Raw genomic sequence first — 18,928 nt, 5'->3', positions numbered from 1 at the left:
GCCGTGACGTCGGACCTGCTGGAACGTCAGGACGCCGAGCGCGCCGACCTGGCCCAGGCCGGGGCCGTCAACGTCGGGACGGGCCACGCCGAGGAGCTCGTCGACCAGGTGGTCGGCGTCCGGCACGACATCCGGTCCCGCCCCGGTGACCCTCAGCAGCACGGCGTGGACCCCGAGGTCCTCGACCCGAACCCCGACCTGGACCTGGAGGGCCGGTAGTGGCTTCCGCCAACAGCCTGTACGGGCGGCTCGACGACCCGGCGCGCGACGCCGGGTACGTCGACCCGCCGCCGCGCAAGGGGTTCTTCACCGACACCTCCGTCTGCATCGGCTGCAAGGCCTGCGAGGTGGCCTGCAAGGAGTGGAACGCCGTCCCCGAGGACGGGATCGACCTGCTCGGGTTGTCCTACGACAACACCGGCGGCCTCGGTGCTGACTCCTGGCGTGCGGTGGCGTTCATCGAGCAGTCCCGGCCGGCCGTGGACCGGCTCCAGCAGGAGACCGCGGCCGCCGGGTTCGACGCCTTCGCCGAGGCGGCCCGGCTCGGCACCGGGGTGCCGGGTGGGCACCCCGTGGCCGAACGGGCCTACGAGAACTCCTCGCACGGCGGGTGCGGGGGTTCGTGCGGGAGTTCCCCGGCACCCGCGGCGCCCGCGGCGAAGGACACGACGGGGCAGTTCCTCGGGATGCCCGGGATGCTCGCCCCCGCACCGCTGCCGGACCGGGACGGCCGGCAGGACGTCCGCTGGCTGATGATGTCCAACGTCTGCAAGCACTGCACCCACGCGGCCTGCCTCGACGTCTGCCCCACGGGTGCGCTGTTCCGCACCGAGTTCGGCACCGTCGTCGTCCAGCAGGACGTCTGCAACGGCTGCGGCTACTGCGTCTCGGCCTGCCCCTACGGCGTCATCGACAAGCGCGAGGACGACGGCCGGGCCTGGAAGTGCACCCTGTGCTACGACCGCCTCGGCGAGGACGAGACGCCGGCGTGCGCCAAGGCGTGCCCGACGGAGTCCATCCAGTTCGGTGACCTCGACGAACTGCGCGTGCGCGCCGAACGGCGACGTCAGCAGCTGCACGACGTCGGGGTCACCGAGGCCCGCCTCTACGGCGAGGACCCCGACGACGGCGTCGGCGGGGACGGTGCGTTCTTCCTGCTCCTCGACGAGCCGGAGGTCTACGGCCTGCCGCCGGACCCCGTCGTCACCACCCGGGACCTGCCGTCGATGTACAAGCACATGGCGGCGGCCGCCGGGTTCATGCTGCTCGGGACGGTGGCGGCCGCGCTGGGACGGCGGTCGTGAGCCCGAAGCCGTCCCAGGAGACGCCGCACCAGCCCGGCCAGCCCGGGTTCGAGCACGTGCCCGGTACCGACCCGATCGGTGGGCAGGCCGCCCGGATGTGGGACGCCGCCATGGGGTCCCGCAACCGTCGTTCCGACAAGAAGCGGGGGGACGCGAACGCCGTCGTCCCCGACGCGGAGTTCCGGTCCTACTACGGTCGCGCCGTCCTCAAACCCCCGGTGTGGACGCACGAGATCGCCTACTACCTGTTCTCCGGGGGGCTGGCGGCCGGCTGCTCGATGCTGGCCGTCGTCGCCGACGCCCGCGGGGACGTGCTGGCGCGCAGGGCGTTGCGCGCGACGTCGCTGACGGCGGTCGGGGCGAGTGCCTACTTCCTCATCGCCGACCTCGGCCGGCCCGAGCGGTTCTACAACATGCTGCGCGTCGCCAAGGTGACCTCGCCCATGTCGGTGGGGACGTACATCCTCTCGGTCTTCGGACCGCTGTCCGGGGCGGCCGCCGTCTTCGAGCTCGGGGAACTCCTCCCCGAGCGCGGAGTCCTCGGGTTCGTCCGCCGGGTGGCGCGGCCCGCGGGGTCGGCCGCCGGGGTCGGGGCGGCCCTCACGGGCCCGCTGCTCGCGACCTACACCGCCGTCCTGTTCGCGGACACGGCCGTGCCGAGCTGGCACGAGCCCTACCGGGAACTGCCGTTCGTCTTCGGTGGCAGCGCCCTGGCCGCCGGGTCCGGTGCGGCGATGCTCTTCGCCCCCGTGGAGCAGAGCGGTCCCGCCGCGCGCCTCGCGGCCATCGGTGCCACCGTGGAACTCGCTGCCGCGCACCGCATGGAGACCGCGCACGGGCTCGTCAGCGAACCCTTCCACCTCGGACGGCCGGGAACGTTCCTCCGCACCGCCCGCACGCTCACCGCGGCCGGGGCCGCGGGCGGGATCGCCGCCCGGTTCCTGCCGCGGCGCGCGGCCCGGGTGGTCGCGGCCGCCGCGGGCGCGAGCCTGCTCGCCGGGTCGTTCCTGACCCGCATGGCGGTCTTCGAGGCCGGGGTGGTCTCGACCAAGGACCCGAAGTACGTCGTCGTCCCGCAACGGGAACGGTTGGAGGCACGCCAGCGCGCCTCCTGAGCACGAGGAGGACCCCATGGCGTTCAAGACGCCGGAGGAGATCGCCGTGGCCGCCGTGGCCAGTGGTGAGAAGAAGGCACACCTGCCGGTCAGCAAGATGCTCGTCGGGGGTTTCCTCGCGGGCGCCTACATCGCCTTCGCGGGGTTGCTCGCGGTGGACGTGACCGCGGGGCTGAAACCGGAGCTGTGGGGCGGGGTGACCACCCTGCTGACGGGGGCCGTGTTCAGCCTCGGGCTGGTGCTCGTCATCATCGCCGGGTCCGAACTGCTCACGGGCAACATGGCGCTCATCCCGATCGCCCTGCTGAGCCGCAAGGTGACGGTCGGGAGGATGGCCCTGAGCTGGGGGGTCGTCCTCGTGGCGAACCTGCTGGGCGCGCTGTTCGTCGCCTACGTGCTCGCCGTCCGGACGGGCGTCATCGGGGCCGAGGGAACCGCCTCCTACGTGCGGATCGCGGCCATCGCCACGGGCAAGGCCGTGGCCGAGGACGACCTGACCATCTTCCTGCGCGCCGTCGGCTGCAACTGGCTGGTGTGCCTCGGGGTCTGGATGGCGCTGGCCGCCGAGGACGTCGCGGGCAAGGTGCTCGCCATCTTCTTCCCCATCACGGCGTTCGTGGCCCTCGGGTTCGACCACGTCGTGGCGAACATGTTCTTCCTGCCCGCCGCCCACTGGGCCGGGGTCCCCGGCATCGGGTGGGGGGACATCCTGCGCAACTGGGTGTTCGCCGGTCTCGGCAACGTCGTGGGTGGCGGGTTCTTCGTCGGCGTCCTGTACTGGTTCCTCTACCTGCGGGGGCGGACGACCGACTGAGGGGTCACCGGACGACGAGCGTCAGGTCCCCGCGCCGCGGGACGACCTCGCCCACGACGGGGTACCCCGGCACCTCGCCGACGACGAGCAGACCGCCGGAGGTCTGCGCGTCGGCGAGCAGGACGAGTTCGTCCTCGTCCACTGCGCCGGCGTCCAGGTGCGGACGGACCCAGTCCAGGTTGCGGCGGCTGCCGCCGGGGACGAACCCGTCGGCCAGCGACCGCCGCGCCCCGTCGACGTAGGGGACGGCGGCCGCGTCGACGACGGCCGTGACCCCGCTGGCGCGGGCGACCTCGTGCAGGTGCCCGAGCAGCCCGAACCCCGTGACGTCGGTCGCGCACCGCGCCCCGCCGGCCAGCGCGGCGTGCGAGGCGTCCCGGTTGAGGGTCGTCATGACGGCGATCGCCTCCTCGAAGACCTCGCCCGTTGCCTTGTGCCGGTTGTTGAGCACTCCGAGGCCCAGGGGTTTGGTCAGCGTCAGCGGCAGTCCCGCCTGCGCCGCGTCCCCGCGCAGGAGCGCGTCGGGGTCGCCGAGCCCGGTGACGGCCATCCCGTACTTGGGTTCGGGGTCGTCGATGCTGTGCCCGCCGCCGAGGTGGCAGCCGGCGGCCGCGGCCGCGTCGGCCCCGCCGCGCAGGACCTCCCGGGCCAGCTCGGCGGGCAGGACGTCGCGCGGCCAGCCGAGCAGGTTCACGGCCACGAGCGGCGTCCCGCCCATGGCGTACACGTCGGACAGCGCGTTCGTCGCGGCGATCCGGCCGAAGGTGTAGGCGTCGTCGACCACCGGGGTGAAGAAGTCGGCGGTGGCGATGACGGCGCGCCCGCCCTCGATCCGCACGACGGCCGCGTCGTCGCCGACGCCGACCACGAGGTCGTCCGCGGGGGCGGCCACGAGCCCGGCCACCATCTCCTCCAGCTCCCCCGGGGGGATCTTGCAGGCGCACCCTCCGCCGTGGGCGAACTGGGTCAGGCGCGTCGGCGAGCTCATGGGCCCACCGTAGGCTGGGGCCGCGTGCGTGGAGGCGTACGGGTGCCTGGTGGCCCCCGCGGTCTTCAACACCGGCGTGACCGAGCACCTCGGTCAGGTGGGTTCGATTCCCATCCGCCTCCGCCACGCGCGCAGCCCCACCGGAGGTGTCGCGTAAGTTGCGCGTGTGCACCCCGCGCCGCCACCGGACCCTCGCCGCAGCGTGCCGCGCACCGACGCGGTGCTGGCCGACCCCCGGGTCGCGGAAGCGGTCACCGACCGGGGCCGTGAGGCCGTCAAGGACGTCGTCCGCGCGGTCCAGCAGCGGGTGCGGGCCGGCGACGTTGCCCCGGACGAGGTCGTGGCGGCGGTCCTCGCCGTGCTGCCCCCGGCGGGCACCACGTTGCGGCGGGTCCTCAACGCCACCGGCGCCGTGCTGCACACGAACCTGGGGCGCGCGCAGCTGTCGCCGGCCGCGGTGGAGGCCGTGGTCACGGCCGCCGGTGCGACGGACGTCGAGATGGACCTCGTGACGGGGCGGCGCGCCCGCCGCGGGCGCGGGACGGTGGCGGCGCTGCAGGCGGCCGTACCCGCCGCGGGCGACGTGCACGTCGTCAACAACGGCGCCGCGGCCCTCGTCCTCGTCGCGACCGCCCTGGCCGCGGGCCGGGAGATCGTCGTCAGCCGCGGCGAACTCGTCGAGATCGGTGACGGGTTCCGGCTGCCGGACCTGCTGGAGTCCACCGGCGCCCGGCTGCGGGAGGTCGGGACGACGAACCGCACGTCGCTCGCGGACTACCGGGCGGCGCTGTCCGAGCGGACCGGGTTCGTCCTGAAGGTCCACCCCTCGAACTTCGTCGTCACCGGGTTCACCGCCGGGGTGGAAGCCGGGGAACTCGCGACCCTCGGGGTTCCCGTCGTCGTCGACATCGGGTCGGGGTTGCTCGCCCCGGACCCCGCGCTGCCCGACGAACCCGACGCCGCGACCGTCCTGGCCGCGGGTGCGGACCTCGTCACCGCGTCGGGGGACAAGCTGCTCGGCGGCCCGCAGGCGGGGTTGCTGCTGGGGGAGGCCGGGCTCGTGGAACGCCTGCGCCGGCACCCGCTGGCCCGCGCCCTGCGCGTCGACAAACTCACCCTCGCCGCCCTCGAGGCGACGCTGCGCGCGGCGCCGAACCCCACGCGGGACGCCGTCCACGCCGACCCGGACGTCCTCCGCGCGCGGTGTTCCGTGGTGGTGGAAGCGCTGCAGCACAGCGGGATCGATGCCAGGCTGGAACCCTCGAACGCCGTCGTGGGTGGCGGCGGGGCACCGGGGGTGGACCTGCCGTCGTGGGTGGTGTCGCTGCCCCCGGACCTGGCGGTCCCGCTGCGGACGGGGAACCCCTCGGTCGCCGGTCGCGTCGAGGGGGGCCGGCTGCTGCTGGACCTCCGGACCGTTCCCACCGACGCCGACGACCTCGTCGTGGCCGCGGTCCGCGGGGCGGTCGGGTGACGCGCGCGACGAGCGTCGTGGCGACCGCGGGCCACGTCGACCACGGCAAGTCCTCCCTCGTGCGCGCGTTGACGGGCCGCGACCCGGACCGGTACGCCGAGGAGAAGCGCCGCGGGCTGACGATCGACCTCGGCTACGCGTGGACCGACGTCCCCGGCGCGGGAACGGTCGCGTTCGTCGACGTGCCCGGCCACGAACGGTTCGTCCCGACGATGCTGGCCGGCGTCGGGCCGGTGCCGGTCGTGCTGTTCGTCGTCGCCGCCGACGGGGGCTGGATGCCGCAGTCCGCCGAGCACCTCGCCGCGCTCGACGCCCTCGACGTCCGGCACGGCCTGCTCGTCGTGACGCGGTCCGACCTCGCCGACCCGGCCCCGGCGCGGGAGGCGGCACTGGCCGAACTGCGACGCACGTCCCTCGGGGAGGTCCCCGCCGCCGCGTGCAGCGTCGTCACGGGCGCCGGGCTGGACGACGTCCGTGCCGCCCTGGCCCGCGTGCTGGCGACCGTCCCGGTGCCGGACCCTGCGGCCCCCGTGCGGTTCTGGGTCGACCGCAGCTTCTCGGTCACCGGCGCCGGAACCGTCGTGACGGGCACCCTGCCGGCCGGGTCCGTCGGGGTCGGCGACGACCTCGTCGTCGGCGAGCGCACGGTCCACGTCCGGGGCCTGCAGTCGCTCGAACGTCCCGTCGACCGGGTCGCCGGGGTCGCGCGGGTCGCCCTCAACCTGCGCGGCGTCGACCGCCGGCACGTGCAGCGCGGGGACGCGCTCCTCACCCCGGGAACCCACGTGCGCACGGACGTCGTCGACGTCCGGACCGCGACCGGCGACCTGCCGGCGGAACTCGTGGCCCACCTCGGCTCGGCGGCCGTGCCCGCTCGCGTCCGGCCGCTGGGGGACGGGCTCGCCCGCCTGCAGCTGCGGACGCCGCTGCCGCTGGTCGTGGGGGACCGGCTCCTGCTGCGCGACCCCGCACGGCACGAGGTGCTCGGGTCCGCGGCCGTGCTGGACGTCCTCCCGCCGGCCCTGCGCCGGCGCGGGGCCGCCGCCGCACGGGCCGCCGACCTGGCCGACGTCGCGGGGCCCGACACCGCCTCGGAGCTGCGCCGGCGCCACCTCGTGCGCGGCCGGACCCTGCGGGCGATGGGTGTTCCCGTCGTGGGGGAGCCCGTCGTCGGCGACTGGTACGCGGACCCGGTGTGGTGGTCGGCGCAGCGCGCCCGGGTGCCCGAGGTCGTCCGGGCCTACCGGGCCGCGAAGCCGTTGCACCCCGGCCCGACGCTGGAGCACGTCCGCCGCACCCTCGCCCTCCCGGAGCTGGAGGTCGCCACCGCCCTCGTCGTCGAACCGCTGCGCGTGCGCGAGGGCCGGGTCGTGGAACGCACCGACGACCTCCCGCCGGCGGTCGAGCGCGCGGTCGCCGCGGTCCTCGCCGACCTCGCCGCGGCCCCGTTCGCGGCGCCCGACGTCGAACGGTTGCGGGACCTGCGGCTGGGCCGGTCCGAACTCGCCGCCGCGGTGCGGGCCGGCCGGCTGGAACGCGTGGCCGAGGGGCTGGTCCTGGCCCCGGGGTACCGGGAGCGGGCGGTCGCGGCGCTGCGTTCCGTCCCGCAGCCGTTCTCGCTCAGCGAGGCGCGCAAGGCCCTCGGGACGTCCCGGCGGGTCGCGGTGCCGCTGCTCGAGGCCCTGGACGCGACGGGTGCCACCGTGCGGGAACCGGACGACCGCCGGCGGCTGCGGTGAAGGTGCTGGGGATGCTGTCGGGCACCTCGCACGACGGCATCGACCTCGCCGTCGTGGAGTTCTCCGAGGAGCCCGGGGTGCTGCGGGCGCGGCTGGGGGAGCACGGGTCGGTGCCGTACTCACCGGGGTTGCGGGCCGACCTCGCGGCCGCCCTGCCTCCCGGCCGGCCGGGGTTCGCGGAGGTCTGCGCGCTCGACGTGCGCATCGGGCAGGAGTTCGCGGCCGTGGCCGCCGGGGTGGGCGAGGAGGTCGACCTCGTCTGCTCGCACGGGCAGACGGTCTTCCACTGGGTCGAGGACGGCGTCGTGCGCGGGACCCTGCAACTCGGTCAGCCCGCCTGGACCGCCGAGGCCACCGGGACCCCCGTCGTCTCCGACCTGCGGACGGCCGACGTCGCCGCCGGTGGCCAGGGGGCTCCGCTCGTGCCGTTGCTGGACCGGATGCTGCTGCAGCCCTTCGTGGACCGGGGACGGACGGCGGCGGCATTGAACCTCGGTGGCATCGCCAACGTGACGGTCTGCGACCCCGACGGATCCGTGCGCGCCTGGGACACCGGACCGGCCAACGCCCTGCTCGACGCGGCCGCCGGGGGGATGGACCGGGACGGCCGGCTGGCGGCCGCCGGCACCGTCGACGAGGGGTTGCTCGAGGACCTGCTGGCCGAACCGTTCTACGCGCAACCGCCGCCGAAGACGACGGGCAAGGAACTGTTCCACCCCGGTTACGTGGCGGGTCGCCTGCACGGCCGGGTCCTCGCGCAGGCCGACCTCGTCGCCACCCTCACCGAACTCACGGTACGGACCGTGGCCGCCGCCCTCGCCGGGGTCGAGGTCGTCGTGGCCTCCGGCGGCGGGGTCCGCAACCCCGTGCTGCTCGCGGGGTTGCGGCGGGAACTGTCGGGCCGGGTGCTGCTGTCCGACGACCTCGGCTGCCCCGCGGGGGAGAAGGAGGCGATCGCCTTCGCGCTGCTCGGCTACGCCTTCGCCACCGGCCGGCCGGGGAACGTCCCGAGCTGCACCGGGGCCCGCGGGCCCCGGGTGCTGGGCCGGCTCACCCCGGGACGCCGCGAGCTCCCCGGCCCAGGGTCGGCGACGCCGTGGCCCTCCGTCCTCCACCTCGGCGCCTGACCCGGGGAGGTCAGGACCGGACGGTGACCACCGGGCACTCCGCCTCGCCGATGACGCGCTGGGCGATGCTGCCCATGAGGTACTTCATCGTGGCCGAGCGCTTGCGCACCGGCAGGACGACGACGTCTGCTCCGGCCCCGCTGAGCCTGATGAGCTGCTCGGCGACGTCGGGGTCGGGGGCGTGCAGGCGCGCGGTGACCCCGGCGCGCCGGGCACCCTCCTCGACGGTGCGCCGGACCTCGGCGGAGACGTGGACGGGGCTGGAGGGGGCGTCGGAGGTCAGCGGGACCGCCTGCACCCCGACCCCCAGGGTGCGGGCCCGGTCCAGGGCCCAGGCCAGGGCCGCGGCCCCCTCGGGGCGGTCGGTGACGGCGACGACGACGGCGCCGGTGCTCGTGGGTTCCTCGGTCACGGGTTCTCCGGTCATGGGTTCCTCCGGGGTGCGGGTTCGCGGGTTCGTCACGGTCTGGTGGTTCCTCAGCCCAGGGGGACGACGCCGGTGGCCACGGCGGCGACCAGCATCACCAGGGACAGGACGACCGAACGCCAGATGACCTTCTTGTGGTGGTCGGCGAGGTCGACCTTGGCCAGCGAGATGAGGAGCAGCATCGCGGGGACCAGCGGCGAGGTGAAGTGGACCGGCTGCCCGACGATCGAGGCGCGGGCCATCTCGACGCCCGAGATGCCGTAGTGCGAGGCCGCCTCCGACAGGATCGGCAGCACGCCGAAGTAGAAACCGTCGTTCGACAGGAAGAACGTCAGCGGCATGCTGAGGACCCCGGTGATGACGGCCAGGTGCGGACCCCACGCGTCCGGGACGATGTCGACGAGCCAGCGGGCCATCGAGGTGTCCATGCCCGTCTCGGACAGGACCGCGGTGAGGACGGCCGCCGCGAACACCATCGCGACGACGGAGACGATGCTGGAGGAGTGCTCCTTGATGCGCTCGACCTGCTCGGACGGCTTGGGGAAGTTCACCAGCAGCGCCAGGGCCGAGGCCACCATGAAGAGGAACGGCAGCGGCATGACGTCCATGCCGAGCAGGACGAGCAGCGCAACGGTGAGGGCGCCGTTGAACCAGATGAGCTTGGGGCGCAGCGTGACGCGGTCGGGGTCGAGGGCGCCGCGGGTCATCCCGTCGTCGTCGCCGCCCGTGGCGGTTCCGCCGGCCGACCCCGTGCCGCGACGGGTCGTGCCCGATCCCGTGCCGCCGCCGGCCAGGGCGAGTTCGCGCGCCGGGACGAGCTCGACGGTCTCGATGCCCATCTCGCGGCCCGCCTTCTCCAGGCGGCGCTTCTCGGCCAACCCCAGCGTCCACGCCATGACGACGACGGCCGCGAGCCCGGCGAGCATGCTCGGGACCATCGGGTTGAACAGTTCCGAGGGGGAGACGCCGAGCGCGGTCGCGGCCCGGACCGTCGGCCCGCCCCAGGGGATGATGTTCATGACGCCGGCGGCGAGGTTCGCCACGACGGTCAGCACGACGGGCGACAGGCCGAGTCGCAGGTAGAGCGGCAGCATCGCCGAGACCGTGATGATGAAGGTCGTGGACCCGTCCCCGTCGAGGGAGACGAGCGAGGTCAGCACCGCGGTGCCGATGACGACGCGGACGGGGGAGTTCCCGCAGATCCGCAGGATCAGCTTGATGAGCGGGTCGAACAACCCCACGTCGATCATCAGGCCGAAGTAGACGATCGCGAAGAACAGCAGCGCGGCCGTGGGGGCGAACTTCCCGACCTGGTCCATCACCGCGTCCCCGACGCCGACACCAGCGCCGGCCATGACGGCGAACACGAGGGGGACGAGGATGAGGGCGACGACCGGCGTGAGCCGTTTCGTCATGATGAGGACCATGAACAGGGCGACCATGGTGAAACCGAGGATGACCAGCATCGTTGCTCCGAGTTCTCCGTCGAACGGGACTGACGGGAACCGTAGGGAACTCCCGGTCGTCGGGAGGGGTTGCGCGCACTGAACGGCGCACTGAGCGTTCCGCCTGTTGTGCGCGTTGTGCTCATGCGGGGCCCGGGACTACCGTGCGCTGCGTGGACCCCCGACGATGGACGTTCAGCCGGCAGGTGCTGGCCGTGCTGCTCCTGCTCGTCGCCGTCGTCCTCGCCGTCGGCTGCGGCGGGTCGGTCTACCTCCTGCACCAGCAGGCCGTCGTGGAGTCGCGCAACCGCAGCCTCGACGTCGCCCGCACCCTCGCCGAGGACGACGCCGTCCGGTCGGCCGTGACGGCGGCCAGCGACGGCCCGCCCGCCGACGCCGCGACCCTGCGCGACGGGCTCGTCCAGCGCGAGGCCGAGGCGGTCCGCGCCCGCACGGGCGCCCTCTTCGTCGTCGTCACCGACGACCGCGGCCTGCGGCTGGCCCACCCCAACCCGGCCGTCCTCGGGGAGCGCGTCAGCACCGACCCGACCCGCGCGCTGGCGGGCGAGGAGGTCGTGACCGACGAGACCGGCACGCTCGGGGCCTCCGCCCGGGCCAAGGTGCCCGTCCGCGCGCTGGGCTCGGACCGCGTCGTCGGTGAGGTGAGCGTCGGGGTGGGGTCGGCGGCGATCGCCGACCGCGCCCGCGACGCCCTGTGGCCGGCGCTGGCGGTCGCCGTGGGCGCCCTCGCCGTCGGCCTGGCCGGGGCGGGCGCCCTCGCCGGCCGGCTGCGCCGCCTCACCCTCGGGCTGCAGCCCGAGGAGCTCGGCGGGATCCTGCAGGCCCACGACGCCGTCCTGCACGGCATCGCCGAGGGGGTCGTGTCCCTCGGGCCGGACGGGCGGGTCGTCCTGGCCAACGGGGAGGCCGCCCGGCTGCTCGGCCGGCCGGTCCCGGCCGGGGCCGAGCTCGACGACCTGCCCCCCGCGGTGCGCGACGTCGTCGGCAGCCCGCCGGCCGCCCCCGTGCTCGCCGTCGTGGGCGACCGGGCCCTGCTCCTGTCGGCCCGGCGCGTCGACCGCGACGGCCGGCTCCTCGGTCACGTCGTCACCGTCGCCGACCGCACCGACGTCGAGCTGCTCACCCGCCAGCTCGACGCCGTGCAGGCCGTGGGCGAGGTGCTGCGTGCCCAGCGGCACGAGTTCGCCAACCGGTTGCACCTCGTCGCGGGCCTGCTGGAGACGGGACGGCCGGAGGAGGCCGGGGCCTACGTCCGCACGCTGCTGGCGACCGGTCCGCTCGGCAGTCGCGTGGAGGGCCTCGACGCCGTCGCCGACCCCTACCTGCAGGCCTTCGTCGCGGCCAAGGCCGCCCACGCCCGGGAGCGGCAGGTCGTCCTCGCGCTCGGGGAGGTCTCGGTCGCGGGCCGGGTCGCCGACCCCGTCGACGTCACGACCGTGCTCGGGAACCTCGTCGACAACGCCGTCAACGCGGCCGCCGGCAGCGCCGACGCCCGCGTGGAGGTCGATCTCGTGCAGGAGGGTGCCGACCTCGTCGTGGCCGTCGCCGACTCGGGGCCGGGGGTGCCGGAGGCGTTGCGCGACAGCGTGTTCGAAACCGGGGTGACGACCCGCGACGAGGAGGGCCACGGGATCGGGCTGGGGCTGGTCCGGCAGGTGGCGCGCGCCCGTGGCGGGGACGCGTGGCTGGCGCCCGCCGGTCCGGCCGGTGGTGCCGTGTTCGTCGTGCGGCTGCCCGGGGCGCTGACGCCCGTCCACCAGTTGGAGGTGACGTGATGAGCGGAGGGTTGCGGGTGCTCGTCGTGGACGACGACTTCCGGGTCGCGTCGCTGCACGCCGGGTACGTCGACGCGGTCGCCGGGTTCGAAGTGGCCGGGACCGCCGGTTCCGTCGCGCAGGCGCGGGCGGTCCTGGCGCGGCAGCAGGCCGCGGGGACCCCCGTCGACCTCGCGCTCCTCGACGTCTACCTGCCCGACGGTTCGGGTCTGGACCTGCTCGGGGTGTGCGACGCGTTCGTGCTGAGCGCCGCGGGGGAACCGGGGACCTTCCGTCGCGCCGTGCGCTGCGGCGCGCTGGGCTACCTCGTCAAACCGTTCGGCGAGGCCGTGCTGCACACCCGGTTGCGCGCCTACGCCCGCTACCGCCGCGTCCTGGCCACCGCCGAGGAGCACGGCCAGCCCCTCGACCAGGACGTCGCGGACGCGGCCTTCCGCGCCCTGCACGCCGACGCCGCCGCCACCCGCGGGGGCAGCACCGCGACGAGCGCCACCCGCGACCTCGTCCTGCGCGCCCTGGCCGAGGCCGCCGAACCGCTGTCGGCCGCCGACGTCGCGGCCGCCACCGGCATCTCGCGCGCGACTGCCCAGCGCCACCTCGCGGCGCTGGACGGTGAGGGCAAGCTCGCGCTGCGGTTGCGCTACGGCGCCACCGGGCGTCCCGAGCAGCGGTACGCGCCGCTCTCGTGAGGCAGGCGGGGGCCGATCGGGTGACTTCAGGGCCGATCGGGGTGGTCCGTGGTGACGCGGCCGACCGGGTGAAGTAGACAGAACGTGTTGGTTCAATCACGATGAGCATTCAGTGAGCTGCTCAGTGACGCACGCGTCACGAGTGACTCACGAGACGAGGGAGGGGACCCGGGATGAGCCGCTGGCCCTGGTCGGCGCGGCACGCGGCGGGCGACGACGTCCGCACCCGGGTCGTGCCCTGGGCGGTCGTCTCCCCGCTCGTGGTCGTCGGTGTCGTCGCCCTCACCGAGGTGCTGGCCAACGGCGGCCCCTCGCTGCACGTCCTGCTGGCCGCGCTGGCCGGCGGACTGGTCGCCGCCCTCCTCCTGCTCGTCCTGGCCCTGCAGTCCGCCGTCCGCCTCGACACCGAGGGTCGGCAGCAGCAGGAGGCCCTCGACGCCGCACTGCGGCAGGCGCTGCACGACCCGATGACCGACCTCGGCAACCGGCAGCTGTTCACCGACCGCCTCCAGCACGCCCTGGCCCGGCGCAGTTCGGGCGCCTGCGCCGTGCTCTACCTCGACCTCGACGGGTTCAAGACCGTCAACGACACCCACGGGCACGCCGTCGGCGACATCGTCCTCATCGAGGTCGCCAACCGGCTGCGCGCCGCCGTCCGTCCCGAGGACACCGTCGCCCGCTTCGGCGGCGACGAGTTCGCCGTGCTGTGCGAGGACCTCGCCGACGAGCTGAACGCCTCACGCATCGCCGAGCGCGTCGTGAACTCCATCGCCGACCGCCCCATCGAGTTCGGGCAGGGTCGCCGCCTGGTCATCACCCCCAGCGTCGGCATCGCCCTGGCCCGGGACGAGGCGGACGCCTCCAAGCTCCTGCGCCGTGCGGACGCCGCGCTGTACCGGGCGAAGGAAGGCGGCAAGGCGCGCTCGGAACTGTTCGACGAACGGATGCAGGCGCAGGCCGTCGACACGTTGCAGACCGAGGACGACCTCGCCCTGGCCGTGGCCGAGGGGCAGTTGCGCCTGCACTACCAGCCGATCGTCGACCTGCGGGACGGGCACGTGCAGGGCGTCGAGGCGCTGCTGCGCTGGCAGCACCCGCGCCGCGGCCTGCTGCAGCCGGCCGAGTTCGTGCCCCTGGCCGAACGCAGCGGGCTCATCGTCGAGATCGGCAAGTGGGTCATCGACGAGGCGTGGAAGACGTTGGAGCACTGGTACTCCACCATCGAGGACTGCCAGCTCACGGTCGCCGTCAACGTGTCGCGCCGGCAGTTGGCTAACGCCGAACTCCTCGACGCCGTGGCGTCGTCCCAGCCGACGGGTCCCGCCGGCAACGCCCTGCTCGTCGAGGTCAGCGAGGAGTTCCTCGTCGCCGACGCGAACGCCGGTTTCTCCACGCTGCACGCGCTGCGGATGATGGGGGTCCGCGTGGCGGTCGACGACTTCGGGGCCGGCATCTCCTCCCTCGCGCACCTGCAGACCATGCCCATCGACCACGTCAAGGTCGACCGGCACTTCGTCGCGGGTCTCGGCCGGCACCGCCAGGACGAGGCGGTCGTCGCCGGGATCATCGGCATGGCCAAGAACATGGGGGTCGGTGTCGTCGCCGAGGGCGTGGAGTCCTCCGACCAGCTCGAGGCCCTCAAGCGCCTCGGGTGCGACTCGGCCCAGGGTTTCCTGCTGGGTCGCCCGAGCCCCGACGTGCGGGACGTCGTGGACCTGCCGGCGCTGGAAGCACGGCGCACCGGGACGCCGCGCGTCCTGCGGGAGCCCGTCCTGTAGGTTCACCGCGTGCCGCGGATCGACCTCGAGGACCTCGACGACCCCCGGTACACGGGGTTCCTCCGCGACTTCACCGCGCTGCGCGACGTGCAGCTGCGGACGCGGCGCGAGCCGGCCGAGGGGCTGTTCCTCGCCGAGAGCGTCGAGGTGGTCCGGCGGGCCCTCGAGAGCGGGTACGTCCCGCGCTCGTTCCTCCTGTCCCCGCACCGCTTCGCCGAACTCGAGGGCGACCTGCCGGACGACGTACCGGTGTTCGTCGCGCCGCCCGAGGCGGTCGAGGCCCTCACCGGGGTCGACCTGCACCGCGGCGCGCTGGGGTCCTTCGCTCGACCCGCGCCACGCTCGGTCGCGGACGTGCTCGCGGCGCTGCCGCCCGGTCCGGCGCGGCTCGTCGTGCTGGAGGACATCGCCGACGCCACGAACGTCGGCGCGATCGTCCGCTCGGTCGCGGCCTTCGGCGTGGACGCGTTCGTCGTGAGCCCACGGTGCGCGGACCCGCTGTACCGGCGCAGCGTCCGGGTCTCCATGGGAACGGTGCTGCACCTGCCGTGGGCGCGGGCGACGTCCTGGCCGGGGGACCTGGACCTGCTGCGCGCGGCGGGGTTCACCGTCGCCGCCCTCGCCTTGTCGGACGACTCCGTGGCCCTCGGGGAGTTCGAGGTACCCGAGCGGTTGGCGTTCCTGCTGGGCGCCGAGGGGGACGGGTTGAGCCGGCGGGCTCTGGCCGCCGCGGACGTCGTGGTGCGGATCCCGATGGACCCCCGCGTCGACAGCCTGAACGTCGCGGCCGCCAGCGCGGTCGCCCTCTGGGAGACGCGGCGGGCGTAGCGTGGGCACCGTGCGCGTCGCCGTCCTGGGGGCCGGAGCGTGGGGGACGACGGTGGCCGCCGTCCTCACGCACCACGCCGACGTCGGGTTGTGGTGCCGCCGGCCCGAACTGGCCGAGGAGATCGCGACGACGGGTGAGAACTCGCGGTACCTGCCGGGGATCCCGCTGTCCCCGCGCATCACCCCCAGCCCCGACGTCCGCACCGTGCTGCGGGGGGTTTCCCTCGTCGTGCTCGCGGTCCCGTTGCAGCAGTTGCGGTCCCACCTCGCGCAGTGGTCGCCGGTCGTGCCCGACGTTCCCGTGGTGAACCTCGCCAAGGGGGTCGAGACGGCGACGGGGCAGTTCGGGACCGAGGTCGTGCAGGACGTCCTGCGCGACCGGCTGGTCCTGGCCCTGTCGGGTCCGAACCTCGCCGCCGAGATCGCCCGGGGACAACCCGCGGCCACCGTCGTGGCCGGGGAGGACGAGGGCGTGACCCGCCGGGTGGCCGCCGCGTTCACCACGCCGCAGTTCCACGCGCACGCGGTCACCGACGTGGTCGGCGTCGACGTCGCCGGGGCGTTCAAGAACGTCGTGGCCCTGGCCGTCGGGATGGTCGAGGGGGCCGGACTCGGTGCGAACGCCCGCGCCGCCGTGCTGACGCTGGGGCTCAGCGAGATGGCCGCCCTCGGGGGTCGGCTCGGGGCGCGGCCGGAGACGTTCCTGGGTCTGGCCGGTGCCGGCGACCTCGTCGCGACGAGCACCTCGACCCTGTCCCGCAACCACCGGGTCGGCGTGGCCCTGGGGGAGGGGCTGGCCCTGGCGGACGCCGTGGGCCGGGCCGGCGGGACCGCCGAGGGCGTCGCGACGGCCCCGGCCCTGCTGCGGCGCGACGCGGACCTGCCGTTCGTGCGCGACGTCGTCGCGGTGCTGGCGGGGGAGCGCTCACCCGTGGACGCGGTGTCCCGCCTGCTGTCCTCCACGTGACACCAGGCGGCGCAGGGCGATCCAGGCGACGGGGAGGTACGGGGCGGGCCCGTCGAAGGTCGTGACGCAGCCGCCGGGGACGGCGCGGACGGTGTGGTGCAGATCGATCCCCAGCACCCGCCAGGACCACGTCATGGCGTCCTCGTCGACGGCGGTCACCGTGAACGGCAGGGCCACCGGGCCGCCGCGGACACGGCCCGTGACGCCCTCGGCGATCCGCGCCGCCTCCGTCACCACGGCCGTCAGGTGCGGGGCCCAGGTCGGCCAGCGGGCGGTCTCGGCGTAGTCCGCCCAGACGTCCGCCGCCGGCCGGGAGCCCCGCACCGTGAGGCGCACGTCAGCCCTGCGCGATGTCCATGCCGATGTCCACGACCTCGGCGCCCGGGAGGGCGGCGAGGTCGCTGCCGCGCACGACGAGCTTGGAGCGGCGCAGCCCCGACCCGATGAGCAGCCAGTCCGTGGCGGCCACCCGCTGGTCCACGAGGACGCGCCACCCGTCGGGCAGGCCGACGGGGGTGATGCCGCCGTGCTCCATGCCGGACTCCTCGACGGCGCGCTCCATCGGCAGGAACGACGCCTTGCGGACCTCCAGCAGGCGCTTCACGGCTCCGTTGACGTCCGCGCGGGTGCTGGCGAGCACGACGCAGGCGGCGACGCGTTCCTGCCCCTCGCGCTTGCCGGCGACGACGACGCAGTTCGCCGACCCGTCCAGCGGGACCGCCGCGGCCTCGACCAGTGCTGCGGTGTCGGCGAGGTCGGGGTCGATGTCGGCGACCCACGCACCGTCGGGCAACGCCGCGCGGACCGCTTCCGGGAGGAGTTCGGGGTGGTCGGCCGCCGGCCGCAGCGTGAGCGACCCCGCCGCGCGCTGCGGCCCGCTCACCGCGAGTAGACGGGGCTGATCGTCGCGCGGGCCAGCACGTGGCCGAGGGACGTGAACGCCGCCACCGTCGGCGTCGCGCCGTCGGGCAGGCCGAGCGACTCGACGTCGAGGGCGTGCACGGCGAAGACGTAGCGGTGCGCCCGGTCTCCGGGCGGCGGGGCAGCACCGGTGAAGTCCGCGGTGCCCATGTCGTTGAGCAGCACCGTGGCGCCCGTGGGGGCGTCGGCGCCCTGCTCCAGGCTCGTGACGCCGACGGGGACGTCCACGACCGTCCAGTGCCAGAACCCCGCCGGCGTGGGGGCGTCGGGGTCGAAGCAGTTGACGAGGAAGCTCTTCGTGCCCTCGGGGAAACCGTCCCAGCTCAGCTGCGGAGAGACGTTCCCGCTCGCGTGCTCCTCCGCCATCTGCTCACCCGACGTGACGTCGGTCGAGTGGAGGGAGAAGCTCGGCACCGAGGGGAGCAGCGAGTAGGGGTCCGGGGCGACAGGTCGTTCGAGGTCCATGCCTCGACGCTAACGGGCGCGGGCCGGACCGGCCCCTCGACCGGTCCGGACCGCGTGCGCTGGGTCAGTCCTTGCGGACGAGGGGGGCGTCCAGCGGCTGGTCCTTGCCGTAGAGGACGGCCTGGGTGGCGCGGTGGGCCTTGGGGTTCAGGACGATGGGGGCGAGGAGGTTCATGGTCGCCTTCTCGGCTCCCCCCGCCATGTTGACGACGGCCAGGACGGCCCCGTCCGCTTCGTCGACGATCTCGAGGGAACGCGCGGTGTCCCCGTCGATCATCGGCTCGTAGTCCGGGTAGAACGGCATCGGGTCGGCCACCACCAGCTGGAGGCTGGGGTCGGACGTCGACCGCATCGTGAAGAACAGGCCGTCCTCGTCGAGGGGTTCGAGCTCGAAGCTGCGGTGCTCCTCGAGACCCACGAGGGGTGAGATGAACTCGATCTTGGGGGTGGTTTCGGAAGCGATGCTCACAACGACGATCCCTTCGTCTGCAAGCCCCGGGGAAGTCGGTCCCGGAGCGTTTCGCTGGCTGCTCGGCCACTACAGACAGTAGCGAACAATCAGCGATCCGTCGCGCCACTCGTGTCCCTCCCCGGAACGCACGGACGCCCCGCCGAGACCTCGGCGGGGCGTCCGGTGCAGCGGGTCGTCAGCGGGCCAGGAGCGGTGCCCGGAGGGGGAGGTCGGTGCCCACGAGGACGGCCTGCGCGGCCTTCAGGGTCCGGTGGTTGATGACGATCGGGGCCAGCAGGTTGACGGTCGCCGTGGCCGGGTCGTCGCCGATGTTCACGACGTTCAGGACAGCCGCCTCGCTCGCGTCACGCAGGTCGAGCGCAGCCGCGGTGTCGTCGTCGATCTCCGGGGCGTACCCCGGGAAGAACCGTCCCGGCGCGACCACGACGAGGCGGGTCTGGGTACCGCCCGCCTCGCGCAGCGACCAGAGGTTCCCCTCGTCGTCCAGCGGGTGGAGGTGGAACGCCGTGTGGTGCGGCAGGCCCATGATGGGCGAGACGAACTCGATGACGGGGGCGGACACGGGCGCGTCGGTCATGA

19 protein-coding genes and 1 tRNA gene are annotated in these 18,928 nt (G+C 74.5%); 12 read left to right on the top strand and 8 right to left on the bottom strand.

Annotated elements, in window-relative coordinates:
* Nucleotides 1-218: 218 nt before the first annotated feature.
* From AB0637_RS16165 to AB0637_RS16155, 3 genes are read left to right on the top strand one after another with little or no spacing between them, the layout of a single operon-like run.
* Nucleotides 219-1,304 (top strand): 4Fe-4S dicluster domain-containing protein, encoded by a 1,086-nt coding sequence (locus AB0637_RS16165; protein ID WP_366173493.1) that lies wholly within the window; start codon nucleotides 219-221, stop codon nucleotides 1,302-1,304.
* Entirely contained in the window at nucleotides 1,301-2,419 is a 1,119-nt protein-coding gene (gene nrfD / locus AB0637_RS16160; RefSeq protein ID WP_366173492.1) for an NrfD/PsrC family molybdoenzyme membrane anchor subunit, read from the top strand. The genes AB0637_RS16165 and nrfD overlap by 4 nt, the downstream gene beginning before the upstream one ends.
* Nucleotides 2,420-2,435: 16 nt before the next feature.
* Nucleotides 2,436-3,233 (top strand): formate/nitrite transporter family protein, encoded by a 798-nt coding sequence (locus tag AB0637_RS16155; RefSeq protein ID WP_366173491.1) that lies wholly within the window; start codon nucleotides 2,436-2,438, stop codon nucleotides 3,231-3,233.
* Nucleotides 3,234-3,237: 4 nt separating this feature from the next.
* Here the strand turns inward: AB0637_RS16155 and selD are convergent, their stop codons facing one another.
* Nucleotides 3,238-4,221 carry a selenide, water dikinase SelD gene (selD, locus tag AB0637_RS16150; RefSeq protein ID WP_366173490.1) on the bottom strand — a complete coding sequence of 328 codons (984 nt, stop codon included), beginning with the start codon at nucleotides 4,219-4,221 and terminating at the stop codon, nucleotides 3,238-3,240.
* A 30-nt stretch (nucleotides 4,222-4,251) separates the two neighbouring features.
* Between selD and AB0637_RS16145 the strand changes: the two genes are divergently transcribed.
* From AB0637_RS16145 to AB0637_RS16130, 4 genes are all read left to right on the top strand, one after another.
* A tRNA-Sec gene (locus AB0637_RS16145) sits at nucleotides 4,252-4,347 on the top strand.
* 76 nt (nucleotides 4,348-4,423) lie between these two features.
* Nucleotides 4,424-5,695: an L-seryl-tRNA(Sec) selenium transferase gene (gene selA, locus AB0637_RS16140; RefSeq protein ID WP_366173489.1), complete on the top strand. Its 1,272-nt coding sequence runs from the start codon at nucleotides 4,424-4,426 to the stop codon at nucleotides 5,693-5,695.
* Nucleotides 5,692-7,434: a selenocysteine-specific translation elongation factor gene (gene selB, locus AB0637_RS16135; RefSeq protein WP_366173488.1), complete on the top strand. Its 1,743-nt coding sequence runs from the start codon at nucleotides 5,692-5,694 to the stop codon at nucleotides 7,432-7,434. Before selA ends, selB begins: the two co-directional genes overlap by 4 nt.
* 11 nt (nucleotides 7,435-7,445) lie before the next feature.
* Nucleotides 7,446-8,561, top strand: a complete 1,116-nt coding sequence (locus AB0637_RS16130) for an anhydro-N-acetylmuramic acid kinase (RefSeq protein ID WP_366173487.1) — start codon at nucleotides 7,446-7,448, stop codon at nucleotides 8,559-8,561.
* 10 nt (nucleotides 8,562-8,571) lie between these two features.
* Here AB0637_RS16130 and AB0637_RS16125 read toward each other — a convergent pair whose 3' ends face one another.
* Both AB0637_RS16125 and AB0637_RS16120 read right to left on the bottom strand, forming a co-directional pair.
* Nucleotides 8,572-8,973 (bottom strand): universal stress protein, encoded by a 402-nt coding sequence (locus AB0637_RS16125; protein ID WP_366173486.1) that lies wholly within the window; start codon nucleotides 8,971-8,973, stop codon nucleotides 8,572-8,574.
* A gap of 65 nt (nucleotides 8,974-9,038) precedes the next feature.
* On the bottom strand, nucleotides 9,039-10,454 hold the full coding sequence (locus AB0637_RS16120; RefSeq protein WP_366173484.1) for a citrate:proton symporter: 1,416 nt from the start codon (nucleotides 10,452-10,454) through the stop codon (nucleotides 9,039-9,041).
* 152 nt (nucleotides 10,455-10,606) lie between these two features.
* Here AB0637_RS16120 and AB0637_RS16115 point away from each other — a divergent pair, with 152 nt between their 5' ends.
* The 5 genes from AB0637_RS16115 to AB0637_RS16095 all read left to right on the top strand — a co-directional run bounded on the left by AB0637_RS16115 (nucleotide 10,607) and on the right by AB0637_RS16095 (nucleotide 16,491).
* Nucleotides 10,607-12,229 (top strand): ATP-binding protein, encoded by a 1,623-nt coding sequence (locus AB0637_RS16115; RefSeq protein ID WP_366173482.1) that lies wholly within the window; start codon nucleotides 10,607-10,609, stop codon nucleotides 12,227-12,229.
* A complete protein-coding gene (locus tag AB0637_RS16110; protein WP_366173481.1) occupies nucleotides 12,229-12,918 on the top strand; it encodes a response regulator in 690 nt (229 codons plus the stop codon). Before AB0637_RS16115 ends, AB0637_RS16110 begins: the two co-directional genes overlap by 1 nt.
* A 173-nt stretch (nucleotides 12,919-13,091) precedes the next feature.
* Nucleotides 13,092-14,696, top strand: a complete 1,605-nt coding sequence (locus AB0637_RS16105) for an EAL domain-containing protein (RefSeq protein WP_366173480.1) — start codon at nucleotides 13,092-13,094, stop codon at nucleotides 14,694-14,696.
* A 9-nt stretch (nucleotides 14,697-14,705) separates the two neighbouring features.
* Entirely contained in the window at nucleotides 14,706-15,524 is an 819-nt protein-coding gene (locus AB0637_RS16100; protein ID WP_366173478.1) for an RNA methyltransferase, read from the top strand.
* Between the two features lie 10 nt (nucleotides 15,525-15,534).
* Entirely contained in the window at nucleotides 15,535-16,491 is a 957-nt protein-coding gene (locus tag AB0637_RS16095; protein ID WP_366173477.1) for an NAD(P)H-dependent glycerol-3-phosphate dehydrogenase, read from the top strand.
* Here AB0637_RS16095 and AB0637_RS16090 read toward each other — a convergent pair.
* The 5 genes from AB0637_RS16090 to AB0637_RS16070 all read right to left on the bottom strand — a co-directional run bounded on the left by AB0637_RS16090 (nucleotide 16,450) and on the right by AB0637_RS16070 (nucleotide 18,926).
* Entirely contained in the window at nucleotides 16,450-16,827 is a 378-nt protein-coding gene (locus AB0637_RS16090) for an SRPBCC family protein (protein ID WP_366173476.1), read from the bottom strand. The genes AB0637_RS16095 and AB0637_RS16090 overlap by 42 nt on opposite strands.
* Nucleotide 16,828: 1 nt before the next feature.
* Nucleotides 16,829-17,374: a YbaK/EbsC family protein gene (locus AB0637_RS16085; protein WP_366173475.1), complete on the bottom strand. Its 546-nt coding sequence runs from the start codon at nucleotides 17,372-17,374 to the stop codon at nucleotides 16,829-16,831.
* Nucleotides 17,371-17,877, bottom strand: coding sequence for a YbhB/YbcL family Raf kinase inhibitor-like protein (locus tag AB0637_RS16080; protein WP_366173474.1), 507 nt, complete (start codon nucleotides 17,875-17,877; stop codon nucleotides 17,371-17,373). Before AB0637_RS16080 ends, AB0637_RS16085 begins: the two co-directional genes overlap by 4 nt.
* A 64-nt stretch (nucleotides 17,878-17,941) precedes the next feature.
* Nucleotides 17,942-18,346 carry a flagellar assembly protein FliW gene (locus tag AB0637_RS16075; RefSeq protein WP_366173473.1) on the bottom strand — a complete coding sequence of 135 codons (405 nt, stop codon included), beginning with the start codon at nucleotides 18,344-18,346 and terminating at the stop codon, nucleotides 17,942-17,944.
* Between the two features lie 178 nt (nucleotides 18,347-18,524).
* Nucleotides 18,525-18,926 carry a flagellar assembly protein FliW gene (locus AB0637_RS16070; protein ID WP_366173472.1) on the bottom strand — a complete coding sequence of 134 codons (402 nt, stop codon included), beginning with the start codon at nucleotides 18,924-18,926 and terminating at the stop codon, nucleotides 18,525-18,527.
* Between the last annotated feature and the right edge of the window lie 2 nt (nucleotides 18,927-18,928).

Source organism: Kineococcus sp. NPDC059986 (assembly GCF_040702905.1).
In the GTDB taxonomy this organism is placed as follows: domain Bacteria; phylum Actinomycetota; class Actinomycetes; order Actinomycetales; family Kineococcaceae; genus Kineococcus.
This window is presented reverse-complemented; position numbering and strand designations above follow the sequence as displayed.

Coding starts and splice junctions, on each gene's coding strand:
- AB0637_RS16155 (WP_366173491.1), top strand. CDS start 2,436: ATGGCGTTCAAGACGCCGGAGGAGATCGCCGTGGCCGCCGTGGCCAGT.
- selD (WP_366173490.1), bottom strand. CDS start 4,221: ATGAGCTCGCCGACGCGCCTGACCCAGTTCGCCCACGGCGGAGGGTGC.
- AB0637_RS16130 (WP_366173487.1), top strand. CDS start 7,446: ATGCTGTCGGGCACCTCGCACGACGGCATCGACCTCGCCGTCGTGGAG.
- AB0637_RS16120 (WP_366173484.1), bottom strand. CDS start 10,454: ATGCTGGTCATCCTCGGTTTCACCATGGTCGCCCTGTTCATGGTCCTC.
- AB0637_RS16110 (WP_366173481.1), top strand. CDS start 12,229: ATGAGCGGAGGGTTGCGGGTGCTCGTCGTGGACGACGACTTCCGGGTC.
- AB0637_RS16105 (WP_366173480.1), top strand. CDS start 13,092: ATGAGCCGCTGGCCCTGGTCGGCGCGGCACGCGGCGGGCGACGACGTC.
- AB0637_RS16080 (WP_366173474.1), bottom strand. CDS start 17,877: ATGGACCTCGAACGACCTGTCGCCCCGGACCCCTACTCGCTGCTCCCC.
- AB0637_RS16070 (WP_366173472.1), bottom strand. CDS start 18,926: ATGACCGACGCGCCCGTGTCCGCCCCCGTCATCGAGTTCGTCTCGCCC.